Consider the following 26567-nt stretch of genomic DNA (forward strand, 5'->3'; position numbering starts at 1 on the left):
GCCTCCTTTTTTTAATATTTCCATTGTAATGAGAAACCCAGCGTAAGTGGATCAGTATGAAATGACTGCGGTTTTTTAAGTGGTGTGCCAGCAAAAATATCAATGTGCGTTTGCTGGTATTGGCCCCGTAAGCCGATCACGCTGCCAATGACGGTTTTACCTGTGTAATATTGCTGGCTGTAATTACCATAAACCTGGCCTGCATCAAGGCCGATATAAGGTTGCACCGGCTTGTCAGGAAATAGCCAGCTGATATCGTTACGCCAGTACCATCCCTTATTGTCCTGAAGGGTGTTTTCGCCATCGAAACCGCGCACGGTCCAGCGATTTGCCAGCGAAAAGCGATCAAGAGAAGAAAGTTTATCGGGCGAATATTGCAGGCTGAGATGAGGAGAATAGTTGAGCCAGTTGTCGTACAGACGAAAGTTAACTGAGCCTTCCAGATTTAAGGTGACAATCCTGCCTTCTTTATCAATGAGCCGGTATTGCTGCTCAGCAGTGTGGCTGCTATTAAACCATGGCATCTTCTTTTGATAACTCAGGCTGGCGGCCAGGCCAGCATTATCGTAGCGGGTCTGATGTTGCAGCACCGCTTTCCAGCCCGCATTTTTTTTATGCATGCTGACGAGATCGAAGTCATTAAGAGAATAGCGCGCTTCTGTATTAAAGATTTGCAGGCCCGCCGTGGTGGTCTGATGCACAGTGCGCGAGAGCAAACGATTGAGCTGAGCGCTGTAATAACGATTTTTATTATTTAATCGCCAGCTGGCCCAGTTACCGTTGATGTATTGCTGATACTGACTCCGGCTGGCGTAAACATCGAGCCACCAGTAACCCCACGGGATGGAATAACCCACAGATTGATTACTGTTGCCTTTAACCGTATGCCCTGGGGCAATGTCATGGCCATATGACAGGTAGAAAGTATCACTCATTGAGGTGATGTTATTGAAATAGAGCGCACCGCCTGCCTGGTAACGGCCAGTTGCGACCGAGCCTGCATCATTGATCCACGCTCCCACCTGCCAGTATTTATCCTGTTCGCGCCGGATATGAATATCACTCTCGCCTTTTTCACGACCCGGCAACACATTGATCCTGACCTGCGAACCCGGTACGCGCTGCAGATTCAGGCTGCCCTGTTCAAGATCGCCAAGCTCGAGTATATCGCCCTCTTTTAGCGGTAACGTATTACCGAGATTGATATAATCGCCGCTTGCTTTATTGACGACGATATTTCCCACCTTACCCGCATTAATTTCAAAATTTAATGTATGAGCTGAAAGGTTCTGATTGGGTAGGTTAACTCGCGTGGTAATATATCCCAGCCTGATTATTTCGTTTTGCAGGGTTTTTGCCAGCAGTCTGATGCCCGCAATGCCCAGACATTTTCCTTCGGCCTGAGCAGTAAAATAGCTTAATTTTTCAAGGTGAAGTTTATCGCTATCCGGCTTTAAATTAACATTATCAATCTTGTAGCAGATCTTTTCATTCGGGAAGCGAATTTCCTCATGCCCGACAGCCTGTTTATCAGAGGGTGTTTGCTGCGGTTTAGGGATTAACTGCTCTTTGCGTATCCGATCCTGTAAAAGTGCATGAGTTGCACTGTTTTTTTCTTCCAGTACCGGCGCAGCTTGTGTCCGGTCAGAAAAAATGCAGATTATAATGGCAAATATAATAATAACGGGCGAAAGGTTTTTATGTTTTTTTTTCAGATAAATGGATGCCATCGTACTTCCTGTAAAATATTCGCTTTTTTCGGAAATTTTACGGAGTCAGGTAATTATGAACAATAGTAATTCTTCCATTACCGGAATGAATGCGATTCCATATTGGAACAGAAATATCGTGATAATATAAAACTTTGATGGCTGTTATTTTATCTGAGTCGTTCAGGATGGAAAATCAAAATGCGGGGGAAAGTGACTATTAAGGGTGAGTCAGCTGCGTGAAAGGTCAGATGAGCAGGCTTCCTGCGCGAGGTCTGCTCATCTGAAACACAGCGATGTTAAGCGAAACATGCCTGACGGATTAATACTCCCAGGTATCAGGATCGATGCCCATGTCACGCATGATCTTTTTCGCTTCTTCCGGAATCTCATCGCTGCGCTCTTTACGCAAATCGACATCATCTGGCAGTGGCTGACCGGTAAAAGCATGCAAAAATGCTTCGCACAGCAGCTCACTGTTCGTCGCGTGACGCAGGTTATTCACCTGACGACGAGTACGCTCATCCGTTAAAATCTTCAGCACGCTCAAGGGGATAGAAACTGTAATCTTCTTGACCTGCTCGCTCTTCTTACCGTGTTCGGCGTACGGGCTGATATATTCGCCGTTCCATTCAGCCATGGGATACCTTAATTAATAAACGTTAAATGTGAGGAAATCAGCGGATTATGCCTGATTTTTTCCTGCCTGACCCCTGATATGGCGGGTTTTCTTCGCTCACAGCGTTTGAACGACCGGGTGAGCGCCAGGCGATGACGCGTAATTTTAGCGGTTATTGCGTTTCTGCTCAATCTATACGCAAAGACATTTAGATGTCCAGATGTATTGACGTCTAATTAAGGGGTGATATCCTGTGCCTCAACCTTTCACATTTCAGGAACAATAAGCCCCATGACGCGCAAACAGGCAACCATCGCAGTACGCAGCGGTTTGAATGATGACGAGCAATATGGCTGCGTTGTCCCACCGATTCATCTCTCCAGCACCTATAACTTTCTCGATTTCAACGAGCCTCGCGCCCATGACTATTCACGCCGTGGGAATCCGACCCGCGACGTGGTGCAACGGACGCTGGCTGAACTGGAAGGCGGTGCGGGTGCGGTATTAACCAATACCGGGATGTCGGCTATTCACCTGGTGACGACGGTGTTCCTGAAGCCTGGCGATCTGCTGGTGGCGCCACATGACTGTTATGGCGGCAGCTACCGACTATTTGACAGCCTGAGTAAGCGCGGCGCTTACCGGGTGAAATTTGTCGATCAGGGCGACCTGAATGCGCTGCAGGCCGCACTGAATGAGAAACCGAAGCTGGTGCTGATCGAAAGCCCCAGCAATCCGTTGTTACGGGTGGTTGATATCAACGCCATTTGCGCGGCTGCTCGCGAGGCTGGTGCCATCAGCGTAGTGGATAACACCTTTATGAGTCCGGCATTACAGAATCCACTGGCGCTGGGCGCCGATCTGGTGATTCATTCCTGCACCAAATACCTCAATGGTCACTCCGATGTGGTGGCAGGGGCGGTCATCGCCAAAGATCCTCAGCTGGCGACCGATCTGGCGTGGTGGGCCAATAATATTGGCGTCACCGGTTCGGCGTTTGACAGTTATTTGCTGCTGCGCGGTATCCGGACCTTAGCGCCACGTATGGCCGCGGCGCAACGCAACGCATTAGCGATTGTTGATTACCTGAAGCAACAGAAACAGGTCAAAAAGTTGTATCATCCTTCGCTGCCGGAAAACGCCGGACACGAACATGCAGCGCGACAGCAACGCGGCTTTGGCGCGATGCTGAGCTTCGAGGTCGACGGTGACGAGGCCCTGCTGCGTCGCTTCCTGAAAGCGTTGCGGCTATTTACGCTGGCGGAATCGCTGGGCGGCGTGGAGAGTCTGATCTCCCACACGGCGACCATGACGCATGCGGGAATGTCGGCAGAAGCACGCGCTGCAGCGGGCATCTCCGACACGCTGTTGCGTGTTTCTGTCGGCATCGAAGATCACGAAGATTTAATTGCCGATCTGGATAATGCATTCCGGATCGCAGCTGAGGGTTAAGCATGACGATTTCAGCAGGTGCGGGCACGCCGGATATCAGGCAGTTGCATAAATTTGGCGGCAGCAGCCTGGCGGATGCGCGCTGCTATCAGCGCGTTGCCAGCATCATGGCGGACTACAGCCAGCCGGGTGACATGATGGTGGTGTCGGCGGCGGGCTCGACCACCAATCAGCTGATCAACTGGCTGAAGCTCAGCCAGAGTGACCGGCTGTCCGCGCATCAGGTGCAACAGGCTTTACGGCGTTATCAAAGCGAGCTGATTAGCGCGCTGCTGCCTGCTGAGGTCGCAGAACCTTTAGTGACGGCTTTCATCCGCGATCTGGAAAAGCTGGCCGCCCTGCTGGATGGCACGCTGACTGACGCGGTTTATGCGGAAGTGGTGGGGCACGGTGAAGTCTGGTCGGCCCGTCTGATGTCAGCGGTACTGAGCCAGCATGATATGCAGGCCTGCTGGCTGGATGCGCGCGATTTTCTGCGGGCTGAACGGGCCGCGCAACCGCAGGTGGATGAAGGCAAGTCATGGCCGCTGTTGCAAACCCTGCTGGCGCAGCATCCTCACAAGCGCATCGTAGTGACCGGCTTTATCAGCCGTAATGATGCCGGTGAAACGGTGCTGCTCGGACGTAACGGTTCCGACTATTCTGCAACGCAGATTGGCGCGCTGGCCGGCGTGGGTCGCGTCACCATCTGGAGTGATGTGGCGGGCGTCTACAGTGCCGATCCCCGCAAAGTTTCCGATGCCTGCTTGCTGCCGCTGTTAAGGCTGGATGAAGCCAGCGAACTGGCACGCCTGGCCGCGCCGGTGCTGCACACCCGCACCCTGCAGCCGGTTTCAGGCAGCGACATCGATCTGCAACTGCGCTGTAGCTACCAGCCGGAACAGGGGTCGACCCGCATTGAGCGGGTGCTGGCGTCCGGTACCGGTGCCCGTATTGTGACCAGTCACGATGACGTCTGCCTGATTGAGATCCAGCTGCCGGAGCAGCATGACTTTGCCATCCTGCATAAAGAGATCGATCTGCTACTGAAGCGCGCCCAGCTGCGTCCGCTGGCCGTTGGCGTCCATCCCGATCGTCAGTTATTGCAGCTCTGCTACACCTCAGAAGTAGTTAACAGTGCGTTTACGTTGCTGCAGGATGCCGGTTTTCCGGGCCATCTGCAGCTGCGCGATGGGCTGGCGCTGGTGGCGCTGGTGGGGGCGGGCGTCACCCGTAATCCGCTGCATACCCATCGTTTCTGGCAGCAGTTAAAAGATCAGCCGGTGGAGTTTATCTGGCAGTCAGAACAGCACATCAGCGTGGTGGCGGTACTGCGCATCGGTCCGACTCAGCATCTGATCCAGGGATTGCATCAGTCGCTGTTCCGGGCTGAAAAGCGCATCGGGCTGATGCTGTTTGGTAAAGGCAACATCGGTTCACGCTGGCTGGAACTGTTCGCGCGCGATCAGGAAACGCTGTCGGCGCGTACCGGATTTGAATTTGTACTGGCCGGTGTCGCGGACAGTTGCCGCAGCCTGCTGAGTTATGAAGGACTGGATGCCAGTCGGGCGCTGGCCTTTTTTGATGACGAAGCCGTTGAGCGTGATGAAGAGTCGCTGTTCCTGTGGATGCGGGCGCACCCGTTTGACGACCTGGTGGTGCTGGACGTGACCGCCAGCACGCCGCTGGCGCAGCAGTATCTCGATTTCGCCAGCCACGGTTTTCACGTCATCAGCGCCAATAAGGTGGCCGGTGCCTCTGACAGCCAGACGTGGCGGCAAATTCGTGATGCCTTTACCAAAACCGGTCGTCACTGGTTATATAACGCAACCGTCGGCGCGGGTCTGCCGATTAACTACACGGTGCGCGATCTGCGTGACAGTGGTGACACCATTCTGTCGATTAGCGGTATCTTCTCCGGCACGCTGTCGTGGCTGTTTCTGCAGTTCGATGGCACCGTTCCGTTCACTGAACTGGTGGATCAGGCGTGGCAGCAGGGCTTAACCGAGCCCGATCCGCGTGTCGATCTCTCCGGACAGGACGTAATGCGTAAGCTGGTGATTCTGGCACGCGAAGCGGGTTATGACATCGAGCCGGATCAGGTGAGAGTGGAATCGCTGGTGCCGGATGACTGCCAGCAAGGTTCTGTCGACCATTTCTTTGAAAACGGGGAAGAGCTGAATGAACAAATGCTGCAACGGCTGGAAGCCGCGCAGGAATTAGGGCTGGTGCTGCGCTACGTTGCCCGTTTTGATGGCAACGGTAAAGCCCGTGTTGGCGTTGAAGCCGTCCGCCCGGAACATCCGCTCTCCGCGTTGTTGCCGTGCGATAACGTGTTTGCCATTGAAAGCCGCTGGTACCGTGATAATCCACTGGTCATTCGTGGTCCCGGCGCGGGACGTGACGTTACTGCGGGTGCTATTCAGTCAGATATCAATCGCCTGGCGCAACTGTTGTAATCCTTTCTTACAGGCGCTTCGGCGCCTGTTTGCCTCTCTGTCTCCGCTCATCGTGAATTTCCCTCATCCTGAATGAAGATTTATCCGCACCGTTGATCATTTTTTAGTTGACGCTGACGCAGGATTGCGTCATTTTGAACATCTGGACGTCTAAACGTATGGATGTTTGCAGGCCGATAGTTAACCGATGTGATCGATGAGGGTGCAGGATGAGTTTTTTTCATGCCAATCAGCGCGAAGCGCTAAACCAGAGCCTGGCAGAGCTGAACGGGCAAATTAATGTCTCATTTGAATTCTTTCCGCCTCGTACCAGCGAAATGGAAGAGACGCTGTGGTCTTCAATCGATCGCCTGAGCAGCCTGAAACCCAAATTCGTCTCTGTTACCTACGGCGCAAACTCCGGCGAGCGCGATCGCACCCACAGCATCATCAAAGGGATTAAGGATCGCACCGGTCTGGAAGCGGCACCGCATCTGACCTGTGTCGATGCCACGCGCGAAGAGCTGCGCAGCATCGCCCAGGATTACTGGAACAACGGTATCCGCCACATTGTGGCACTGCGCGGTGACCTGCCACCGGGCGGCGGCAAGCCAGAAATGTATGGCTGCGATCTGGTCTCGCTGCTGAAAGAGGTCGGTGATTTTGATATTTCGGTGGCGGCTTATCCGGAAGTCCACCCCGAAGCCAAAAGCGCGCAGGCGGATTTGATCAACCTGAAGCGGAAGATCGATGCGGGTGCCAGCCGGGCAATCACGCAGTTCTTTTTCGACGTCGAAAGTTATTTACGCTTCCGCGATCGCTGCGTTTCGACCGGCATTGACGTGGAAATTGTGCCCGGCATTTTGCCGGTCTCGAACTTTAAACAGCTGCAACGCTTTGCCACGCTGACTAACGTACGCGTACCGGGCTGGATGAATGCGATGTTTGCCGGTCTGGAGGAGGATGCCGAGACGCGCAAAATGGTGGGCGCCAACATCGCGATGGATATGGTAAAAATTCTGTCGCGCGAAGGGGTGAAAGATTTCCATTTCTATACCCTGAACCGCGCCGAAATGAGTTATGCCATCTGCCACACGCTGGGTGTGCGTCCCGCCGTCGCGGCAGCGTAATTGCTCCCTTTCAGCCAGTAAAAAAGTCGGGATGATCCCGACTTTTTTATTATCAATACCGGGCGCGGATGCCACGCCCGTATCGGCTTAACCGGTGTTGCGCATACCTGCCGCTACACCGGCGATGGTGACCATTAATGCCTGCTCAACGCGCGCATCCGGTTCATCACCGCGGGCTTCCTGCGCGCGTGAACGGTGCAGCAGTTCCGCCTGCAGGACGTTGAGGGGATCGGTATAGACGTTACGCAGCGCAATCGACTCGGCAATCCACGGTTGATCGGCCATCAGGTGAGAGTCATTGGCGATGGTTAATACCGCTTTGATATCCGCATCCAGCTGATCGCGCAGCTGTTTGCCCAGTGGCCAGAGGGATTTTTCGACCAGTCGCTGATCGTAATACTCCGCCAGCCACAGGTCCGCTTTCGAGAACACCATCTCCAGCATGCCAAGACGGGTAGAAAAGAACGGCCAGTCGCGGCACATCGCTTCCAGCTGATCCTGATGGCCCGCCGCCATCGCCTGTTGCAGCGCGGCACCGGCACCCAGCCAGGCAGGTAGCATCAGACGGTTTTGCGTCCAGGCGAAAATCCATGGAATCGCACGCAGAGACTCTACACCGCCGGTCGGACGGCGCTTGGCCGGACGTGAACCCAGCGGCAGTTTGCCCAGCTCCTGCTCCGGCGTCGCTGAACGGAAGTAGGGCACAAAATCTTTGTTCTCACGCACATAGCCACGGTACATCGCACAGGAGTCGGTGGAGAGCTGATCCATGATGTCGCGCCATTCGCGTTTCGGTTCCGGCGGCGGCATCAGGTTTGCTTCAAGAATCGCGCCGGTATAGAGCGACAGGCTGGCGATGGTGACTTCTGGTAAACCATATTTGAAGCGGATCATCTCGCCCTGTTCGGTGACGCGCAGGCCGCCACGCAGGCTGCCCGGTGGCTGTGACAGCAGAGCCGCATGGGCCGGTGCGCCGCCACGGCCGATGGTGCCGCCGCGTCCGTGGAACAGGGTCAGCGAAATGCCCGCCTTTTCACAGGTTTTGATCAGCGCATCCTGCGCCTGATATTGTGCCCAGCTGGCCGCCATCACGCCGGCATCTTTCGCCGAGTCGGAATAGCCAATCATCACCATCTGTTTGCCCTGAATAAAGCCGCGATACCAGTCAATGCTCAGCAGCTGGCTCATCACGTCGTTGGCATTATTCAGGTCGTCGAGCGTTTCAAACAGCGGAGCCACCGGCATGGCATAATTGATGCCCGCCTCTTTCAGCAGCAGATGAACCGCCAGAACGTCAGACGGCGTTTTCGCCATCGAGATAACGTACGCTGCGATAGAACCCTGCGGTGCTTCAGCCGCAACGCGGCAGGTTTCCAGCACTTCGCGCGTCTCATCGCTGGGTTCCCAGCTGCGTGGCAGCAGCGGACGTTTTGAGTTCAGTTCACGGATCAGGAAGGCCTGTTTATCCGCTTCGGACCAGCTTTCATAATCGCCAAGGCCGAGATAGCGGGTCACTTCTGCAATCGCTTCGGTATGACGGGTGCTCTCCTGACGCAGGTCGATACGTACCAGCGGTACGCCAAAGCACTTCACGCGGCGCAGCGTATCAAGCAGCTGGCCGTTGGCGATGATGCCCATACCGCACTGTTGCAGCGACTGATAAATGGCATACAGTGGATCCCACAACTGATCGTTAGAGACCAGCAGGTCCGCCGGACGCGGCAGACGTTCGCCTTTCAGCCGACGCTCAAGGAACGCCTGGGTGGTCAGCAGCTGGCTGCGCAGACGTTTCAGGATCACCCGATAAGGTTCGAGCGCTTCCGGATCGCCGCTCAGCTCGCGCACTTCCTCGCTGCATTCGGACATCGACAGCTCGGAAATCAGCACGCCAATATCACGCAGGAACAGATCAGCGGCTTTCCAGCGGCTCAGCTGCATCGCGTGACGGGTGATCGCCGCCGTGACGTTGGGGTTACCATCGCGATCGCCGCCCATCCATGAGGTGAACTGCACCGGCACGAAATCAACCGGTAATTTCATCCCGAATGCCTCTTCAACCTGCTCGTTCAGCTCGCGCAGAAAGGCAGGTACGCCTTCCCATAAGCTGTTCTCGACCACGGCAAAGCCCCATTTGGCTTCATCGATCGGCGTCGGGCGATATTTGCGGATCTCATCGGTGTGCCAGGCCTGCGCCACCAGCTGGCGCAGACGGCGCATAATCTGGTTACGCTCGTAGTCAGAAATGTCGCTGTGATCGAGTTGTTTCAGACAGCTGTTCACTTCGACCAGCTTGTGAATCAGCGTGCGGCGGGTGATTTCGGTCGGGTGTGCGGTCAGCACCAGCTCCAGCGACAGCGACTCAATCGCCTCGCGGATAGCGCTTTCGCTGATGTCACTCTGCTGTTTCAGGGTCTCAAAGGTCTTTTTCAGCAGTTCAGGATGGTTGGCGCCTTCACCGCTGTGCGAAATGGTCTGGTACTGCTCAGCTACGTTGGTGAGGTTAAGGAACTGGCTAAACGCGCGGGCTACCGGCAGTAACTCGTCATTCGAGAGGTTTTGCAGCGTATTAAGCAGTTCCTTACGATGAGTGTCATTGCCTGCACGGGATGACTTGGAGAGCTTACGGATGGTTTCCACCCGGTCGAGGATGTTCTCACCCAGCGCATCCTTAATCGTATCCCCGAGCAGTTTGCCGAGCATACTGACATTACTTCGCATTGCGGAATATTGTTCGTTCATTGGACCCTGACACCCTTATCGTCTTGAAAAACTTCTACACCCGACCCTTTTCAGGCAGCAGAAAAAGCAGCAACCTTATCTTCCCGGTAATGTACGGGGAATTTGCTCAGTTGCCGCCTGTCTGCAATCTGAAAATATCTGGATAGTCACCCGGTGGGCATAACATCGTCTTTTATCTAGCCACGTAATGCTGCGTACGTCAAATGAGTTAAAGTGGGGCGAACGTGTGGCTAACTGTCCGAAATTCATGGAATTTATCAGGAGCGGAGCGGGATAAGTTATTCTTATTGTTAAATGCCGCAGAATGACAGGGCATTTTACTGTTATCGCAGTGAAATGCCCCATTTATTGTTAATCAGTGACAAAAATGCTGCACAACCTGACTGATAAGCGCCCGTGTCGGCTTAATAAATGCGGTATCAATAAATTCGTCTGGCTGATGCGCCTGATTAATGGAGCCCGGCCCCAGTACCAGCGTCGGGCAGAGCTGCTGAATAAACGGTGCTTCGGTGCAGTAGTTCACCACTTCGGTTGGCGTGCCAAGCAGTTTTTCCACCACGCTGACCAGTTCATGGTTCGCCGGACATTCATAACCCGGAATCGGCGGATGCAGTTCGGCGACCGTTACACGACCAGGCCAGCGCGCGCTGACCGGCGCCAGTGCCTCGTTCAGCAGCCCATCCAGATCGCTAAGCGATAAGCCCGGCAAGGGGCGGATATCCATATGCAGTTCACAGCAGGCGCAGATACGGTTAGCCGCATCGCCACCGTGGATATGACCAAAGTTCATGGTGGGATAAGGAATAGCGAAGCCGTCGTGGTGGTAACGCTCTTTCAGCGTATGGCGCAGCTGCATCAGATGGGTGATCGATTCATGCATCAGTTCAATGGCGTTGACGCCGCGCGCCGGATCGCTGGAGTGGCCCGACTTACCTTCAATACGGATCACGTTCGACAGGTGCCCTTTGTGCGCCCGAACCGGCTTGAGTGAAGTCGGCTCGCCAATGATGGCGCAGTCCGGACGCAGCCGGGTCGATTCAGAAAAATATTTCGCGCCGGCCATGGTGGTCTCTTCATCGGCGGTGGCGAGAATATAGAGCGGTTTGCTCAGCGTCGTCACATCCACATCGCGCAGTGTGTCGAGAATAAAGGCGAAGAAGCCTTTCATGTCTGCCGTGCCCAGCCCGTAGAGCTTGTTGTCGTGTTCGGTCAGGGTGAATGGATCGCGGGTCCAGCGACCCTCATCGAACGGAACGGTATCAGTATGACCGGCTAACAGCAGGCCGCCTGCGCCGCTGCCGGTTCGTGCCAGCATATTAAATTTATTGCGGGTACCGGGAACCGGCTGCACTTCAACGCTGAAGCCGAGGTCACGAAACCAGCCAGCCAGCAAATTGATTAAAGTTTCATTACTCTGGTCCAGTGCGGCATCGGTTGCGCTGATCGACGGTGTAGCGATCAACTGGCGGTAGAGTTCGATAAAAGGCGGTAATTTTGTCTTCACTGTTGACGGTCCTTGAGTTAGGATGTATCAATATTCATGCATTAATAGTGAATAAAAATACATTAACGTCGTCTGCATGTGAACCTGAAATCGCTGCAAACGGCATTGTGGGCAACGGGGCAAGGCCGCGACCCGGAACGTGTGACTGTAAAAAGGGTTACAGCCTGATGTTGAATACGCTGATCGTGGGTGCCAGTGGTTACGCTGGCGTAGAGCTCGCCACCTTCCTGAATCGCCATCCAGATATCAACATAACCGCTTTAGCGGTTTCGGCGCAAAGTCCTGATGCGGGTAAGCGCTTGTCCGATCTGCATCCTCAGCTGAAAGGCGTGGTGGATCTGCCGCTGCAGCCGCTGAGCCATGCGTCGGAATGGGCAGATAAAGTGGATGTGGTATTTCTGGCAACGGCCCATGAAGTCAGCCACGATCTGGCTCCGGAATTTCTCAAGGCCGGTTGTGTGGTCTTCGACCTGTCTGGCGCCTTCCGCGTCAATGACCCGGCGTTTTATACCCGCTTTTACGGCTTCACCCATCAGCATGGCGACTGGCTGGATAAAGCGGTCTACGGCCTGGCGGAATATCAGCATCAACAGATCAAGCAGGCGCAGCTGGTGGCGGTGCCGGGGTGTTATCCGACCGCGGCTCAGCTGGCGCTGAAACCGCTGGTGGATGCGGGCCTGCTGAATACCGCACAGTGGCCGGTAATCAACGCCACCAGCGGCGTGAGTGGCGCAGGGCGTAAAGCCAGCGTCGGCACCAGCTTCTGCGAAGTCAGCCTGCAACCTTACGGCCTGTTCAATCATCGTCATCACCCGGAAATCGTGGCCCATCTCGGCACGCCGGTGATTTTCACGCCGCATCTGGGCAACTTCCCTCGCGGCATTCTGGCGACCATCACTTGCCGGTTAAATCCGGGCGTGAGTCGCGAGGATGTGGCGGCAGTATTCCAGCGCGCGTATCACGATAAGCCTCTGGTCCGGCTCTACGAGCAGGGCGTACCGGCACTGAAAGCGGTGGTGGGTCTGCCTTATTGCGATATCGGTTTTGAGCTACAGGGCGAGCATCTGATTGTGGTGGCAGCCGAAGATAACCTGCTGAAAGGCGCCGCGTCGCAGGCCGTACAGTGTCTGAATATTCGCTTCGGCTTCCCGGAAACCACGTCACTGACTTAACGGACGACTAAACCATGACCAATCCATTGATTATCAAGCTGGGCGGTGTGCTGTTAGACAGCGAAGAAGCGCTGGCCCGTCTGTTTGATGCGCTGCTGACCTACCGCAGCGCCCATCAGCGCCCGCTGATTATTGTCCACGGTGGCGGTTGCCTGGTGGATGAACTGATGAAAAAGCTGGCGCTGCCGGTGAAGAAAAAGAATGGCCTGCGCGTCACGCCAGCCGATCAGATCGACATTATTACCGGTGCGCTGGCGGGAACCGCCAATAAAACGCTGTTGGCGTGGGCGAAAAAAACCGGCATCAACGCAGTGGGCCTCTGCCTTGGCGATGCCGGCATGGTCAACATCACCCCGTTTGATGAAGAACTGGGCCACGTGGGTCATGCCATGCCGGGTAACCCGGCGTTGATGAACACCCTGCTGGCGGCCGGTTATATGCCGGTGGTCAGCTCTATCGGTATCACCGATGATGGCGAACTGATGAACGTCAACGCTGACCAGGCGGCGACGGCGCTGGCCTCGACTCTCGGCGCGGATTTAGTCCTGCTGTCTGACGTCAGCGGTATTCTCGACGGCAAAGGTCAGCGTATCGAAGAGATGACCGCCGACAAAGCGGAACAACTGATTACCCAGGGCATCATTACCGATGGCATGATTGTGAAGGTGCACGCGGCGCTGGATGCGGCGCGTACGCTGGGCCGCCCGGTGGATATCGCCAGCTGGCGTCATGCTGAGCGGTTGCCTGACCTGTTTAACGGCGTGCCGATTGGCACCCGGATTCTCGCTTAACGACTCTGATTCAAGGATTACGAAATGCAAACGCAAGGCATCAAAAAAATCGTTCTGGCTTACTCCGGTGGTCTTGATACGTCGGCCATCATTCCGTGGCTGAAAGAGAACTACGGCGGCTGTGAGGTGGTGGCGTTTGTGGCCGATATCGGTCAGGAGCGCAGCGATCTGGAAGGCGTAGAGAAGAAAGCGCTGCAGTCTGGTGCCTCAGAGTGCCATGTGGTTGATCTGCGTGAAGAGTTCATCAGTGATTACGTTTATCCGGTCCTGCAGACCGGCGCATTATACGAAGGCACCTACCTGCTGGGGACCTCGATGGCGCGTCCTATCATCGCGAAAGCCCAGGTTGAGCTGGCGCTGAAAGTGGGTGCGGATGCACTGTGTCATGGCGCAACCGGTAAAGGTAACGACCAGGTGCGTTTCGAAACCACCTACACCGCGCTGGCTCCGCAGCTGAAAGTGGTCGCGCCGTGGCGTGAATGGAACCTGCGTTCGCGTGAAGCGCTGCTGGACTACCTGAAAGAGCGCAACATCCCGACCACCGCGTCGCTGGAAAAAATCTACAGCCGTGATGAAAACGCCTGGCACATCTCCACCGAAGGCGGCGTGCTGGAAAGCCCGGCCAATGCACCGAATAAAGATTGCTGGGTCTGGACCGTCGATCCTTTAGAGGCGCCGGATCAGCCAGAAGAAGTGACGGTAACCGTTGAGAAAGGTCGGGTAGTGGCAGTGAACGGCGAAAAACTGAGTCCGTTCCAGTGTCTGGAAAAACTCAACGTAATCGGCGCGAAACACGGTGTGGGTCGGATCGATATCGTCGAAAACCGTCTGGTCGGCATCAAATCCCGTGGCTGCTATGAAACCCCAGGCGGCACTATCATGGTTAACGCGCTGCGTGCGGTTGAGCAGCTGGTACTGGATCGCGATAGCTTTAAATGGCGTGAGCAGCTGGGTCAGGAGATGTCTTACGTGGTCTATGACGGTCGCTGGTTCGCACCGCTGCGTAAGTCAATTCAGGCGGCGGCAGAATCACTGGCCGAAGAGGTGAATGGCGAAGTGGTGCTGCAGCTCTATAAGGGTCAGGCAACGGCGACGCAGAAGCGTTCACCTAACAGCCTCTACTCTGAAGAGTTCGCGACCTTTGGCGAAGACGAAGTCTACGACCACCGTCACGCCGGCGGCTTTATCCGTCTGTTCTCGCTCTCTTCGCGCATCCGCGCCCTGAACGAGCAGAAGAAGTAATTTTCAGGCGAGGTGCGCCTCGCCTCACCGTTTGAGCTCAGGGGCGGCATTTATGCCGCCCTTTGTTTAATGATTTAAAGGAGTTTCACATGGCACTTTGGGGTGGACGGTTTACCCAGGCAGCAGATCAACGTTTCAAACAGTTCAACGATTCGCTGCGCTTCGATTACCGCCTGGCGGAGCAGGACATCATTGGCTCGGTCGCCTGGTCCAAAGCGCTGGTGACGGTAAATGTCCTGACACAGGATGAACAGCAGCAGCTGGAAGCCGCGCTGAATGCCTTGCTGGCCTCGGTGCGCGCCAATCCTGAGCAGATTTTGCAGAGCGACGCCGAAGACATCCATAGCTGGGTTGAAGGCCAGCTGATCGACAAAGTCGGTTCGCTGGGTAAAAAACTGCATACCGGTCGTAGCCGTAACGATCAGGTCGCCACCGATCTCAAACTGTGGTGCAAAATGCAGGTCGAGGCGCTGCTGGGTGCCACCCGTGAGTTGCAGCAGGCGCTGGTGGTCACCGCCGAAGCCAACCAGGATGCGGTGATGCCGGGCTACACTCACCTGCAGCGGGCGCAGCCGGTGACGTTCGCACACTGGTGTCTGGCCTATGTTGAAATGCTGGCACGGGATGAAAGTCGTCTGCAGGATACCCTGAAGCGGCTTGACGTCAGCCCGCTGGGCTGTGGCGCGCTGGCCGGTACGGCCTATGAAATTGATCGTCAGCAACTGGCGGGCTGGCTGGGCTTCGCCTCGGCGACCCGTAACAGTCTGGATACGGTATCTGACCGCGATCATGTGCTGGAACTGCTCTCTGACGCCGCGATCGGCATGGTCCATCTGTCGCGCTTTGCCGAAGATATGATCTTCTTCAACACCGGTGAAGCGGGCTTTATCGAACTGTCCGACAAGGTGACGTCGGGTTCCTCACTGATGCCACAGAAGAAGAATCCGGATGCGCTGGAGCTGATCCGTGGCAAGTGTGGTCGGGTACAGGGCGCACTGACCGGCATGATGATGACGCTGAAAGGCTTGCCGCTGGCCTACAACAAAGATATGCAGGAAGACAAAGAGGGGCTGTTCGACGCGCTCGATACCTGGCTCGACTGCCTGCATATGTCGGTACTGGTGCTGGATGGCCTGCAGGTGAAGCGTCCACGTTGTCAGGAAGCCGCCGAGCAGGGTTACGCGAACTCTACCGAGCTGGCTGATTATCTGGTGGCGAAGGGGGTTCCGTTCCGCGAAGCGCACCATATTGTCGGGGAAGTGGTGGTGGAGGCCATCCGGCAGGGCGTGGCGCTGGAGGCCCTGTCGCTGGCGCAGTTACAACCGTTCAGCGCGGTGATTGAAGAGGATGTCTATCCGATTCTGGCGCTGCAATCCTGTCTGGATCAGCGTAATGCCCAGGGCGGCGTCTCGCCACAGCAGGTTGCGCAGGCTATCGCGGAAGCGAAGGAAAGACTTAGCTAAGCAAATAACAATTAAATTGATTTGCTGGCAAAGAGGACACTTTGCCAGTTTTATTTTCTTTGTTCAAAAAGCGTGTGAAGGCCTGAACAAGAGGCGGGGCCGCTTAGGGGGCGGACTGTAAGGGAGAGCATCTCACCCTGGTCGCGCTTATTATTTTGCCAGCAAGTTTTCAGTTCGCCTCGCGAATGCGTCTTGGCGATGGATGGGATTATTCAGCGCCAAAACTTTTCCGATAGTCGCTGAGCAGCAGGCCCGTCTGTTCGTAACCTATCGTTAATGAAGATATCAGGCCCAGTGCTCCGCCCATTATGGGACCAACCATTATCCCCACTAATTGGGAAATTGCGCCGACAATAAATCCGCCACCGCCGCCCAGTAGCCCCCCAGAGACATACCGGTAGACATACCATCCAACACATTACTTAATACCTGATCCATCGTCGCCCAGGTTTCCATAGTAACGGCTGCGCCGCTGACAAATTGTTGTTCAGTCGTTGATAATTCTCTCATGCTTGTTCCTTTATCCGAAATAAAAAAGGCGTGATAATCTAATTTTAAAAGAGTATCCCGCCCTGACTTATTTATTAAAACTGATCAACCAAAAAAACTGATATTAATAGGTGTTACCTGGGCCGAAGATGGTGCGGTAATCTGCTATTAATTCACGCACAGTATCAACATCTGTTGCTGCGCCAACTACGAGACCAAGCAAACCGCCCATAATTGGCGAAACGATAATACCAACCAGTTGAGAAATCCCACCTATAATCCAGCCGCCGCCAGTGCCCCATTTTCCGCCAATTGCCATACCAGTTGCGGCACCGTCCATCATGCCGAACAGCGCGCCTGCCATGTCTGCACCGCTGACAGAATTCAATTCCTCATGAGATAATGTACGCATAGTTATTTCCTTTATATATGTTGAATTTATTTGCTGTGTATTAAAATCGCGCCTTAGCAACACGATTAATGTAGTGCGAGGTTACAATAATCAATATGAAAGCCATGGTATATAGACAAATTGCTATATTGATAAAATCCTTCGAATTATCGGGCCTCATTTTGAAATGCATAAGGAAACAGGATTGTTTTCTGGTGTGTCTCATTAAGATGGATTGCTCGTTTATCGCCATTAATTTCCGGAAATTCCTGTAGGAAAAACGATTCAAAGCAGAGTAATGATTAAGTCGTATTTGTCACTATGCGATTTTATTACAGCGTTAATACTTCCAGATAACAGGCTGATGGGGAAGGGTAGGGTGCTGAAAAAATTGATGTCAAAGGGGGGTGGAAAATAAAAGGGGTGAGAAAAATAAAATTCTGAGGCAACTAATATAGCGACGCTTAATCCATTCAGCGTATCAGCGGCGAAAAGCGAATAATAGACAATAGAAAGAGATTATTTTGTGGAAATATTGAGCCTGCAGGGTAAAAAAAGCGGGCATGATAAATGCCCGCCAACCTCTAGCTTCAGAATTACGACTTTTTTTATAGGCACATCATCAAAGGGCCAGCACTCCCGGCTGACACAGTGATAGGTTTACGCTGACAGCAGGAACTGCTCCAGGTCATCGCTGCCGCCGATATGACGACCACCGATAAACACCTGTGGTACCGTCGCCCGGCCAGAAACGGCACGCAGGCTAACGGTGGTGGCATCCTGTCCCAGCACGATCTCTTCATACTGAATACCGTGGTCTATCAGCAGCTGTTTTGCTTTAGTGCAGAACGGGCAGCCCGGCTTGGTAAAAACCGAGACAGATTCCTGCGCTTTACATTCCGGGGCCAGGTACCGCAGCATCGTATCGGCATCTGATACTTCAAACGGATCGCCTGGCTTGTTGGGTTCAACAAACATTTTCTCAACCACACCGTTACGTACCAGCATGGAGTAACGCCACGAGCGCGCACCAAAGCCGAGATCGGCTTTCTCAACCAGCATCTCCATGCCTCGGGTAAATTCGCCGTTACCATCAGGAATAAAGGTAATGTTCTCGGCACGCTGTTCCGCTTTCCACGCATTCATCACAAAGGTGTCATTGACGGAGACACACAAAATGCTGTCCACGCCCTGTTGCGCGAAAAGGCTGTACAGTTCGTTGTAACGCGGCAGATGGCTGGATGAACAAGTCGGTGTAAAAGCCCCCGGCAGAGAGAAAACGATCACAGTTTTATTTTTAAACAGTTCATCAGTGGTGATATCGACCCAGCGATCGCCCTGACGCGTGTGAAATGTGACCGGCGGAATTGCTTTACCTTCCTGACTTGAAAACATTTTTTCTCCAGAGTGGCGCATGCCTTACTTCAATGCGTGCATTATTCCCGCCCACCCTTGATAGGCTAATCGTTCATTGCTATTCTATCTATCGCCACGGACTATCGTGGTCTGGAGGGTAATAATGAATATTCGTGATCTTGAATATCTGGTTTCGCTTGCTGAACACCGTCATTTCCGCCGCGCTGCGGATGCGTGTCATGTCAGTCAGCCTACGTTAAGCGGGCAGATCCGTAAGCTGGAAGATGAGCTGGGCGTCATGCTGCTGGAGCGCACCAGCCGTAAAGTGCTGTTCACTCAGGCGGGATTGCTGCTGGTGGATCAGGCACGAACGGTGCTGCGCGAAGTAAAAGTGCTGAAAGAGATGGCCAGTCAGCAAGGGGAAGCGATGTCAGGCCCGCTGCATATCGGCCTCATTCCCACCACCGGCCCCTATCTGCTGCCGCAAATTATTCCGATGCTGCATCAGACGTTCCCGAAACTTGAAATGTATCTGCACGAAGCGCAAACCCAGCAGCTACTGGCCCAGCTCGATAGCGGCAAGCTGGACTGTGCCATTCTGGCGCTGGTCAAAGAGAGTGAAGCCTTTATTGAGGTGCCGTTGTTTGATGAGCCAATGAAACTGGCAGTCTATGCTGATCATCCGTGGCGCGATCGCGATCGGGTGCCGATGTCCGATCTGGCTGGCGAAAAACTGCTGATGCTGGAAGATGGTCACTGTTTGCGCGATCAGGCGATGGGCTTCTGTTTCGAGGCGGGCGCGGATGAAGATACTCATTTCCGCGCGACCAGTCTTGAAACGCTGCGCAATATGGTGGCGGCAGGCAGCGGCATTACGCTGCTTCCGGCGCTGGCGGTACCACCAGAACGTATTCGCGATGGTGTCTGCTATCTGCCCTGTTATAAACCGGTTCCTCAGCGCACTATCGCGCTGGTCTACCGTCCGGGTTCACCTCTGCGCAGCCGTTATGAACAGCTGGCAGAGGCCATTAAAACCCACATGCAACATCATTTCGACACGGCGTTAAAACAGGCGGTTTAAGCCATTTAATGCCGCCACGCGATAGGCTTCGGCCATGGTAGGGTAGTTAAAGGTGGTATTCACGAAGTACTCAATCGTGTTGCCACCATTTTTCTGCTCCATGATCGCCTGACCGATGTGGATAATTTCGGCCGCACGTTCGCCAAAGCAGTGGATTCCCAGAATCTCTTTGGTTTCGCGGTGGAACAGGATCTTCAGGCTGCCAACGTTCATACCGACAATCTGCGCCCGCGCCAGATGTTTAAACTGCGCACGTCCCACTTCGTAAGGTACCTTCATCGCCGTCAGCTGCTGCTCGGTTTTGCCTACGGAGCTGATTTCCGGAATGGTATAGATCCCGGTCGGGATATCTTCAATCAGATGCGCTGAGGCTTCGCCTTTAATGATCGCCTGTGCGGCAATCCGGCCCTGATCGTAAGCCGCTGAGGCCAGGCTCGGGTAACCAATTACATCACCGACCGCATAGATGTGCGGCTGCGCGGTCTGGTACATGCTGTTGACTTTCAGCAGGCCACGGCCATCCGCTTCCAGTCCGACATTTTCCAGCGACAGCGAATCGGTGTTGCCGGTACGCCCGTTGGCGTACAGCAGACAGTCCGCTTTCACTTTCTTGCCCGATTTCAGATGGATAATCACGCCATCTTCCACCCCTTCGATCTTCTCAAACTCTTCGTTGTGACGAATAACCACGCCGCTGTTCCAGAAGTGGTATGAGAGTGAGTCAGACATCTCCTGATCCAGGAATGCCAGCAGACGATCGCGGGTATTAATCAGGTCAACTTTGACGTTCAGGCCCCTGAAAATCGACGCATATTCACAGCCAATCACCCCGGCACCATAAATAATTACGTGGCCAGGTTCGTGATGCAGATTAAGAATGGAGTCGGAGTCATAGACGCGCGGATGGGTAAAATCAACGTCATCAGGATGGTAAGGGCGCGAACCACAGGCGATGACAAACTTTTCCGCAGTCAGGCGTTCACGTGTGCCATCAGGTTGTTCAATCTCGAGGGTGTTAGCATCAACAAAACGGGCATCACCCTGATAAAGCTCACAGCGGTTACGCTCATAGAACCCCTGACGCATCGCCGTTTGCTGGCTGATCACGTTTTCAGTGTGATTAAGAATGTCAGCGAATGAGGAGCGGAGCAGTCGGGTGTGGTCGCTGTAGAGCGGGTTTTGGTTAAATTCGATGATGCGACTGACGGCGTGGCGAAGTGCTTTAGAAGGGATGGTGCCCCAGTGCGTACAACCGCCGCCGATGTTGTGGTAGCGTTCGATCACTGCGATGCGCGCTCCCTGCTTCACCAGTCCCATCGCCGCACCTTCACCGCCGGGTCCTGAGCCAATCACAATGGCATCGTAATCGTAAGACTTTTGCATACCGATACGTCCTATTATTTATACATTTTTACAACGAGATTCTAACATCTCGCCGCGCACTTCTGAATTCTATCAGCGATTTTCATCACAGTTTGACAAAGAGTGAGGTTCACAGGCGGTGACAAAGTTTGCCACTCTGTACGCTGAAAATTTTGTTATAGTGCCCGCTTAATACCGCAAAAGGCAGAGAGAATGGGCGTCAGAGCGCAACAAAAAGAACGTACACGACGTACACTGATTGAAGCAGCGTTCAGTCAGCTCAGCGCCGAACGCAGTTTTGCCAGTCTGAGTTTGCGAGAGGTTGCCCGTGAAGCGGGCATTGCCCCGACCTCGTTTTATCGACATTTTAAGGATGTTGATGAGCTGGGGCTGACCATGGTCGATGAAAGCGGACTGATGTTGCGACAACTGATGCGCCAGGCACGCCAGCGTATCGCCAAGGGCGGCAGCATTATCAAAACCTCGGTTGCCACCTTTATGGAGTTCATTGGCAACAATCCCAATGCATTCCGCCTGTTACTGCGTGAACGTTCCGGCACCTCTGCCGCTTTTCGTGCTGCGGTGGCACGTGAAATTCAGCATTTTATCGCTGAACTGGCCGATTATCTTGAGGTCGAAAACCGCATGCCGCGCAGTTTTACCGAAGCGCAGGCTGAAGCGATGGTGACCATTGTGTTCAGCGCAGGTGCCGAAGCGCTGGATGTCGATGCTGAACAGCGCCGTAAGCTGGAAGATCGTCTGGTGCTGCAATTACGCATGATCGCCAAAGGCGCCTATTACTGGTACCGCCGGGAACAAGAACGACTGGCGGTAACCCTGGAAAAACCCGAGAGCAATGAATAAGGATCAGGCCATGACCCACCCGAGTTCCCGCGATAAAGGCACATTGTTACTGGCTTTTATTACCGGTTTAGCGATTAACGGCTCGTTTTCCGTGCTGTTCAGCGCTTTTGTTCCGTTTTCGATTTTTCCGCTGATCGCGCTTGGCCTGGCGGCCTGGTGTCTGCATCAGCGTTATCTCAACACCAACATGCCTGACGGTATGCCGGGCCTGGCGGCAGCGTTTTTCCTGCTGGGGATTCTGGTTTATAGCGCGCTGGTGCGGGCGGAATATCCCGATATTGGCTCGAACTTCATCCCGACCATTCTGATGGTGGCGCTGGTGTTCTGGATTGCGACACGCTTTAAGCGCAAACGTAATCAGTAAGGGCGAGAGAATAAAAAACGGGAACCTCAGGGTTCCCGTTTTTGTTTACGCTTTACGCGTCAGCAGCACGCCGCATTCCATATGGTGGGTATAGGGGAACTGATCAAACAGCGCCAGTCGTGTCACCTCATGGGTCTGCGCCAGCGTCTGAAGATTATCGCTCAGGGTCTGCGGGTTGCAGGAGATATAAAGGATGCGCGGATAAGCCTGCACCATCTTCACCGTCTCTTCATCCAGCCCACTGCGCGGCGGATCGACAAAAATGGTTTCGCATTCATAGCTGCTCAGGTCAATGCCTTCCAGGCGATTGAAACGGCGCACGCCGGTCATCGCCTGCGTAAACTCTTCAGCCGCCATACGGATGATCTGCACATTATCGATCTGGTTAGCGGCAATGTTGTACTGCGCTGACGCCACCGAGGGTTTGGCGATTTCGGTTGCCAGCACCCGGCGGAAATTACGCGCCAGCGCCAGTGAGAAGTTGCCGTTGCCGCAATAGAGCTCCAGCAGGTCACCCTGCGAACCCTGAGTGACGTCCAGCGCCCATTCCAGCATCTGAATATTCATCGCTGCGTTTGGCTGAGTGAAGCTGTTCTCAACCTGCCGATAAATCATCTCTCGTCCTGCTACCGGCAGACGTTCATCGACATAATCCCGATCGAGGCAGATTTTGGTTTTGGTGGCGCGACCAATCAGCTGCACATCAAGCCCTTCGGCGCGTAGCTGATCCCGCAGTTCGCTGGCGGCCTGCTGCCACGCGTCATCCAGCTTACGGTGATAGAGCAGCGAGATAACAATCTGATTGCTCAGAGTCGACAGATAATCGATCTGAAACAGTTTATGGCGCAGCGTACGATTGTCGCGGATCGCCGCGATCATCTTCGGCATCAGCTGGTTGATCAATTCACTGGCGGCCGGGAACTGATCGACACGGATCCGCTCGCGGGTCTGCTGATCAAAGATAATGTGGTAGATGTCATCGCCATCGTGCCACAGGCGGAACTCGGCACGCATACGATAGTGGCTGACCGGTGAACGGAACACCTCCACCTCGGGCGCAGCAAATGGCGTCATCATCGTCACTAAACGACTGACTTTTTCCGCCAGTTGCGCGTCATATTGTTCAATAGGGAGATGTTCGGGTGTCATGATCCGTCCTGATTAATAGCTTACCAGCGGGCGATTGTAGGGATTCACTTGCTGATGTCCAGCCCTGCGGCGATAAGAAGTGTGGAAGTCTGGACTTCCGAATCGCCACTCCGTAGACTGCGTTTGCCGGCCTCAAGCCCGAGATAATAGGGAATCCAGTGTGAATCTGGAGCTGACGCGCAGCGGTAAGGAATGTCGTGGTGAGTGCAATTGCAGACACTGTCCTGCGGGATGGGAAGTCATCACCACTTATGGTTCCCAGCCCGAAGACCTGCCGGTGTGACGTCGCTACTTGTACGATCATCGCGTTCTATTGATTGTATGCCTGCGGCATCCTGCTTTATCTTTTGGATGCAATTAAAAATGACGAAAACTACCGCATCGCTGTTTGCCTTTAGTGCAACGGCGGTTTCTCTCTGGGCGCAAAACGGTTTTGCTCAGGGGAATGATGATACGCAAATAGTCACTGCCAATCGTTTTGTTCAGCCGGTGTCGAGCGTGCTGGCACCCACCACAGTGGTCACGCGGGATGAGATCGACCGCTGGCAGGCTAAAAGCCTGACCGATGTGATGCGTCGTCTGCCCGGCGTCGATATTACTCAAAGCGGTGGCATGGGACAGCAGAGTTCGCTGTTTATCCGCGGCACCGAGTCCCGGCACGTCCTGATTCTGATTGATGGCATTCGCCTCAACCAGGCCGGAATTTCCGGCTCCTCCGATCTCAGCCAGATTCCTCTTTCGCTGGTGCAGCGGATTGAATATATCCGCGGCGCGCGTTCAGCGGTCTACGGTTCGGATGCGATTGGCGGCGTGGTCAATATCATCACCGGCCGGGCGCAACCGGGCACCATGCTGACGGCGGGCGTCGGTTCCAACGGTTACCAGTCTTACGATGGCGCTACGCAGCAGATGCTGGGTGACGCAACGAAGCTGACCCTGGCGGGTAACTATACCTATACCAAAGGGTATGACGTGGTGGCGGGTTATCCCAACGATTATGGCCCGGCGCAACATGACCGTGATGGCTTCATGAGCAAAACGCTGTATGGCAATCTTGAGCATCAGTTCAGTGATGAACTCAGCGGTTTTGTGCGCGGCTACGGTTTTGATAACCGCACCGCCTACGACGGCTCAGAGAGCTACGATGCCAGTTACACCAGCGTCATCGGTCTGGCGGATACCCGTCAGCTCTACAGCCAGACCTGGGACACCGGCTTACGCTTTAATCGGGATATCTACTCAACCCAGCTTATCGCCAGCTATGGTCGCACCAAAGACATTAACTACGATCCGCGCAATGGCCGCTACGGCGCCGCGTCTACCTTTGATGATGTCACCCAGTACAATCTGCAGTGGGGTAACACTGTGCAGGTGGGGCAGGGCGCTATCAGCGCCGGTGTTGACTGGCAGAAAGAGACGACCGAACCGGGCACCAACACTCTGTCAGAGGGCTATGAGCAGCGCAACACGGGACTTTATCTGACTGGCCAGCAGCAGTTTGGCAGTGTGACACTGGAAGGGGCAGTGCGCGGTGATGATAACAACCAGTTTGGCTGGCACAACACCTGGCAGACCGCCGTTGGCTGGGAGTTTATCTCTGGTTACCGCGCATTTGCTTCTTACGGGACAGCCTTTAAGGCGCCGAACCTCTCTCAGGTCTACAGTCCCTTTTATGGTAATCGCGACCTCGACCCGGAAAAGAGTAAGCAATGGGAAGGTGGGTTTGAAGGCCTGACCGGACCGGTTAACTGGCGTGTATCAGGGTATCGCAATGATATCGATAACCTGATTGATAGCGATCCGGCGACCTATCGCTACTACAACATTAAGCAGGCACGCATTAAAGGTGTTGAGGCGACCGCTTCTTTTGATACCGGGCCACTGGCGCATCAGCTCTCTTATGATTATGTCGATGCCCGCGACGGCAGTACCGACCAGCCACTTATCCGTCGTGCTAAACAGCAGGTGAAGTATCAACTCGACTGGACGCTGTATGATTTTGACTGGTCAGTGACTTATCACTATCTGGGCGACCGTTATGATACCAACTTCAACAGTTCGCCCAGCCGTCGTGTGAAGCTGGGCGGGGTAAGCCTGTGGGATCTTGCTGTCTCATATCCGGTCACTTCACAACTCACGGTTCGTGGTAGAATTGCCAACCTGTTCGATAAAGATTACGAGACAGTGTATGGCTATCAAACCCCAGGACGAGAGTATTACCTCAGTGGCAGCTACAGCTTCTGATTTGCGCCCCACCGTGCTGGTATTCGACTCCGGCGTCGGTGGGCTTTCGGTCTATGATGAGGTCCGTCAACTGCTGCCGGACCTTCACTATCTTTACGCCTTCGATAACGCCGGTTTTCCCTATGGCGAGAAAAGCGAAACCTTTATCGTGGAACGCGTGGTGGCGATTGTTGATGCCATTACCCAGCGCTACCCGCTCTCTCTGGTCATCATCGCCTGTAATACGGCCAGTACCGTCTCGCTGCCCGCTTTACGTGAGCGCTTTGCTTTTCCGGTGGTGGGGGTCGTGCCGGCAATTAAACCGGCGGCACGTCTGACGCGCAATGGGGTGGTGGGCTTGCTGGCAACGCGCGCTACGGTACGTCGTCCTTATACACATGAGCTGGTGGCTCAGTTCGCCGGCGCATGTAACATCGAAATGCTGGGGTCGGCAGAGCTGGTGGAGTTGGCCGAAGCCAAACTGCATGGTGAGGAAGTGGCACTGGAAGAGGTACGTCGTATTGTTCAGCCGTGGCTGCGCATGGCAGAACCGCCAGATACGGTGGTATTGGGTTGTACTCACTTTCCTTTACTGCGTGATGAGCTACAACAGGTCTTGCCAGAAGGTACCCGACTCATCGATTCCGGTGCGGCAATAGCACGACGTACGGCATGGCTACTGGAACACGAAGCACCCGAAGTGCGTTCTTCGCAACATAACGTGGCATTTTGCACTGAACTGGATAGTGAAGCTGTACAATTATCACCCGTTTTAAGGCGTTATGGCTTTCCTTTGCTGGAAAAACTGGCGGTTTAACGGCTTTTAGTTGAAAAAATCAGCACTCAGAATTTTATTTGAAATTAGCACTTGTCAGCCTCCGGAAACTCCCTATAATGCGCCTCCACTGACACGGCACAACGGCTTACGAAGCGCCGGGTTAAGTAGGTTCGAAATCATACGAACCAGTGAGTTAAGCAGAAATTAACGCTTGACTGACAATGCGGAAAGCGTAATATACGCAGCCCGCGCCGCAGGAATATGTGGCAACG

The 26567-nt window shown here is 54.2% G+C and carries 22 protein-coding genes and 1 riboswitch; of the genes, 12 read left to right on the forward strand and 10 right to left on the reverse strand.

Annotated features, from left to right (window positions below; translation table 11 throughout):
• Positions 1-11: 11 nt before the first annotated feature.
• On the reverse strand, positions 12-1730 hold the full coding sequence (locus tag HA41_RS05600) for a ShlB/FhaC/HecB family hemolysin secretion/activation protein (RefSeq protein ID WP_094119939.1): 1719 nt from the start codon (positions 1728-1730) through the stop codon (positions 12-14).
• Positions 1731-2031: 301 nt separating this feature from the next.
• Complete coding sequence (metJ, locus tag HA41_RS05605; protein ID WP_003851225.1) at positions 2032-2349, reverse strand: met regulon transcriptional regulator MetJ; 318 nt, start codon at positions 2347-2349, stop codon at positions 2032-2034.
• Positions 2350-2619: 270 nt separating this feature from the next.
• On the opposite strand from metJ, the gene metB reads away from it, so the two are divergent.
• From metB to metF, 3 genes are all read left to right on the forward strand, one after another.
• A complete protein-coding gene (gene metB, locus HA41_RS05610) occupies positions 2620-3780 on the forward strand; it encodes a cystathionine gamma-synthase (RefSeq protein ID WP_094119940.1) in 1161 nt (386 codons plus the stop codon).
• Positions 3781-3782: 2 nt separating this feature from the next.
• A complete protein-coding gene (locus HA41_RS05615; RefSeq protein WP_094119941.1) occupies positions 3783-6218 on the forward strand; it encodes a bifunctional aspartate kinase/homoserine dehydrogenase II in 2436 nt (811 codons plus the stop codon).
• 209 nt (positions 6219-6427) lie between these two features.
• Complete coding sequence (gene metF, locus HA41_RS05620) at positions 6428-7327, forward strand: methylenetetrahydrofolate reductase (RefSeq protein ID WP_094119942.1); 900 nt, start codon at positions 6428-6430, stop codon at positions 7325-7327.
• Between the two features lie 87 nt (positions 7328-7414).
• Here the strand turns inward: metF and ppc are convergent, their stop codons facing one another.
• Positions 7415-10066, reverse strand: a complete 2652-nt coding sequence (ppc, locus tag HA41_RS05625; protein WP_094119943.1) for a phosphoenolpyruvate carboxylase — start codon at positions 10064-10066, stop codon at positions 7415-7417.
• A gap of 355 nt (positions 10067-10421) precedes the next feature.
• Entirely contained in the window at positions 10422-11570 is a 1149-nt protein-coding gene (gene argE / locus HA41_RS05630; RefSeq protein WP_094119944.1) for an acetylornithine deacetylase, read from the reverse strand.
• Between the two features lie 167 nt (positions 11571-11737).
• On the opposite strand from argE, the gene argC reads away from it, so the two are divergent.
• From argC to argH, 4 genes are all read left to right on the forward strand, one after another.
• A complete protein-coding gene (argC, locus tag HA41_RS05635; RefSeq protein WP_094119945.1) occupies positions 11738-12742 on the forward strand; it encodes an N-acetyl-gamma-glutamyl-phosphate reductase in 1005 nt (334 codons plus the stop codon).
• 14 nt (positions 12743-12756) lie between these two features.
• Entirely contained in the window at positions 12757-13533 is a 777-nt protein-coding gene (gene argB / locus HA41_RS05640) for an acetylglutamate kinase (RefSeq protein WP_094119946.1), read from the forward strand.
• 24 nt (positions 13534-13557) lie between these two features.
• The gene (locus HA41_RS05645) at positions 13558-14775 is read left to right on the forward strand and encodes an argininosuccinate synthase (protein ID WP_031377640.1); all 1218 of its coding nucleotides are present in this window, start codon (positions 13558-13560) and stop codon (positions 14773-14775) included.
• Positions 14776-14864: 89 nt separating this feature from the next.
• Positions 14865-16238, forward strand: coding sequence for an argininosuccinate lyase (gene argH / locus HA41_RS05650; RefSeq protein WP_094119947.1), 1374 nt, complete (start codon positions 14865-14867; stop codon positions 16236-16238).
• A gap of 208 nt (positions 16239-16446) precedes the next feature.
• On the opposite strand, the gene HA41_RS21670 is transcribed toward argH, so the two are convergent.
• The 4 genes from HA41_RS21670 to HA41_RS05670 all read right to left on the reverse strand — a co-directional run bounded on the left by HA41_RS21670 (position 16447) and on the right by HA41_RS05670 (position 18513).
• Positions 16447-16569, reverse strand: a complete 123-nt coding sequence (locus HA41_RS21670; RefSeq protein WP_425270640.1) for a hypothetical protein — start codon at positions 16567-16569, stop codon at positions 16447-16449.
• Entirely contained in the window at positions 16569-16748 is a 180-nt protein-coding gene (locus HA41_RS05655) for a hypothetical protein (protein ID WP_094119948.1), read from the reverse strand. Before HA41_RS05655 ends, HA41_RS21670 begins: the two co-directional genes overlap by 1 nt.
• A 103-nt stretch (positions 16749-16851) precedes the next feature.
• Positions 16852-17139: a DUF5862 family protein gene (locus HA41_RS05660; RefSeq protein ID WP_094119949.1), complete on the reverse strand. Its 288-nt coding sequence runs from the start codon at positions 17137-17139 to the stop codon at positions 16852-16854.
• Positions 17140-17778: 639 nt separating this feature from the next.
• Positions 17779-18513, reverse strand: a complete 735-nt coding sequence (locus tag HA41_RS05670) for a glutathione peroxidase (protein ID WP_094119951.1) — start codon at positions 18511-18513, stop codon at positions 17779-17781.
• 124 nt (positions 18514-18637) lie between these two features.
• Between HA41_RS05670 and oxyR the strand changes: the two genes are divergently transcribed.
• Positions 18638-19555: a DNA-binding transcriptional regulator OxyR gene (gene oxyR, locus HA41_RS05675; protein WP_031377635.1), complete on the forward strand. Its 918-nt coding sequence runs from the start codon at positions 18638-18640 to the stop codon at positions 19553-19555.
• Here the strand turns inward: oxyR and sthA are convergent.
• Positions 19538-20938 (reverse strand): Si-specific NAD(P)(+) transhydrogenase, encoded by a 1401-nt coding sequence (sthA, locus tag HA41_RS05680; RefSeq protein WP_094119952.1) that lies wholly within the window; start codon positions 20936-20938, stop codon positions 19538-19540. The genes oxyR and sthA overlap by 18 nt on opposite strands.
• A 192-nt stretch (positions 20939-21130) precedes the next feature.
• On the opposite strand from sthA, the gene fabR reads away from it, so the two are divergent.
• Both fabR and HA41_RS05690 read left to right on the forward strand, forming a co-directional pair.
• Positions 21131-21781: an HTH-type transcriptional repressor FabR gene (fabR, locus tag HA41_RS05685; protein WP_094119953.1), complete on the forward strand. Its 651-nt coding sequence runs from the start codon at positions 21131-21133 to the stop codon at positions 21779-21781.
• A gap of 10 nt (positions 21782-21791) precedes the next feature.
• Entirely contained in the window at positions 21792-22145 is a 354-nt protein-coding gene (locus tag HA41_RS05690; protein ID WP_031377633.1) for a YijD family membrane protein, read from the forward strand.
• A gap of 45 nt (positions 22146-22190) precedes the next feature.
• On the opposite strand, the gene trmA is transcribed toward HA41_RS05690, so the two are convergent.
• Complete coding sequence (trmA, locus tag HA41_RS05695) at positions 22191-23294, reverse strand: tRNA (uridine(54)-C5)-methyltransferase TrmA (protein ID WP_094119954.1); 1104 nt, start codon at positions 23292-23294, stop codon at positions 22191-22193.
• A gap of 111 nt (positions 23295-23405) precedes the next feature.
• A riboswitch (cobalamin riboswitch) is annotated at positions 23406-23587 on the forward strand.
• A 70-nt stretch (positions 23588-23657) separates the two neighbouring features.
• On the opposite strand from trmA, the gene btuB reads away from it, so the two are divergent.
• The gene (btuB, locus tag HA41_RS05700) at positions 23658-25538 is read left to right on the forward strand and encodes a TonB-dependent vitamin B12 receptor BtuB (protein ID WP_094119955.1); all 1881 of its coding nucleotides are present in this window, start codon (positions 23658-23660) and stop codon (positions 25536-25538) included.
• On the forward strand, positions 25483-26334 hold the full coding sequence (gene murI / locus HA41_RS05705; protein WP_094119956.1) for a glutamate racemase: 852 nt from the start codon (positions 25483-25485) through the stop codon (positions 26332-26334). Before btuB ends, murI begins: the two co-directional genes overlap by 56 nt.
• Positions 26335-26567 lie beyond the last annotated feature (233 nt).

Source organism: Pantoea conspicua (assembly GCF_002095315.1).
In the GTDB taxonomy this organism is placed as follows: Bacteria; Pseudomonadota; Gammaproteobacteria; order Enterobacterales; family Enterobacteriaceae; genus Pantoea; species Pantoea conspicua.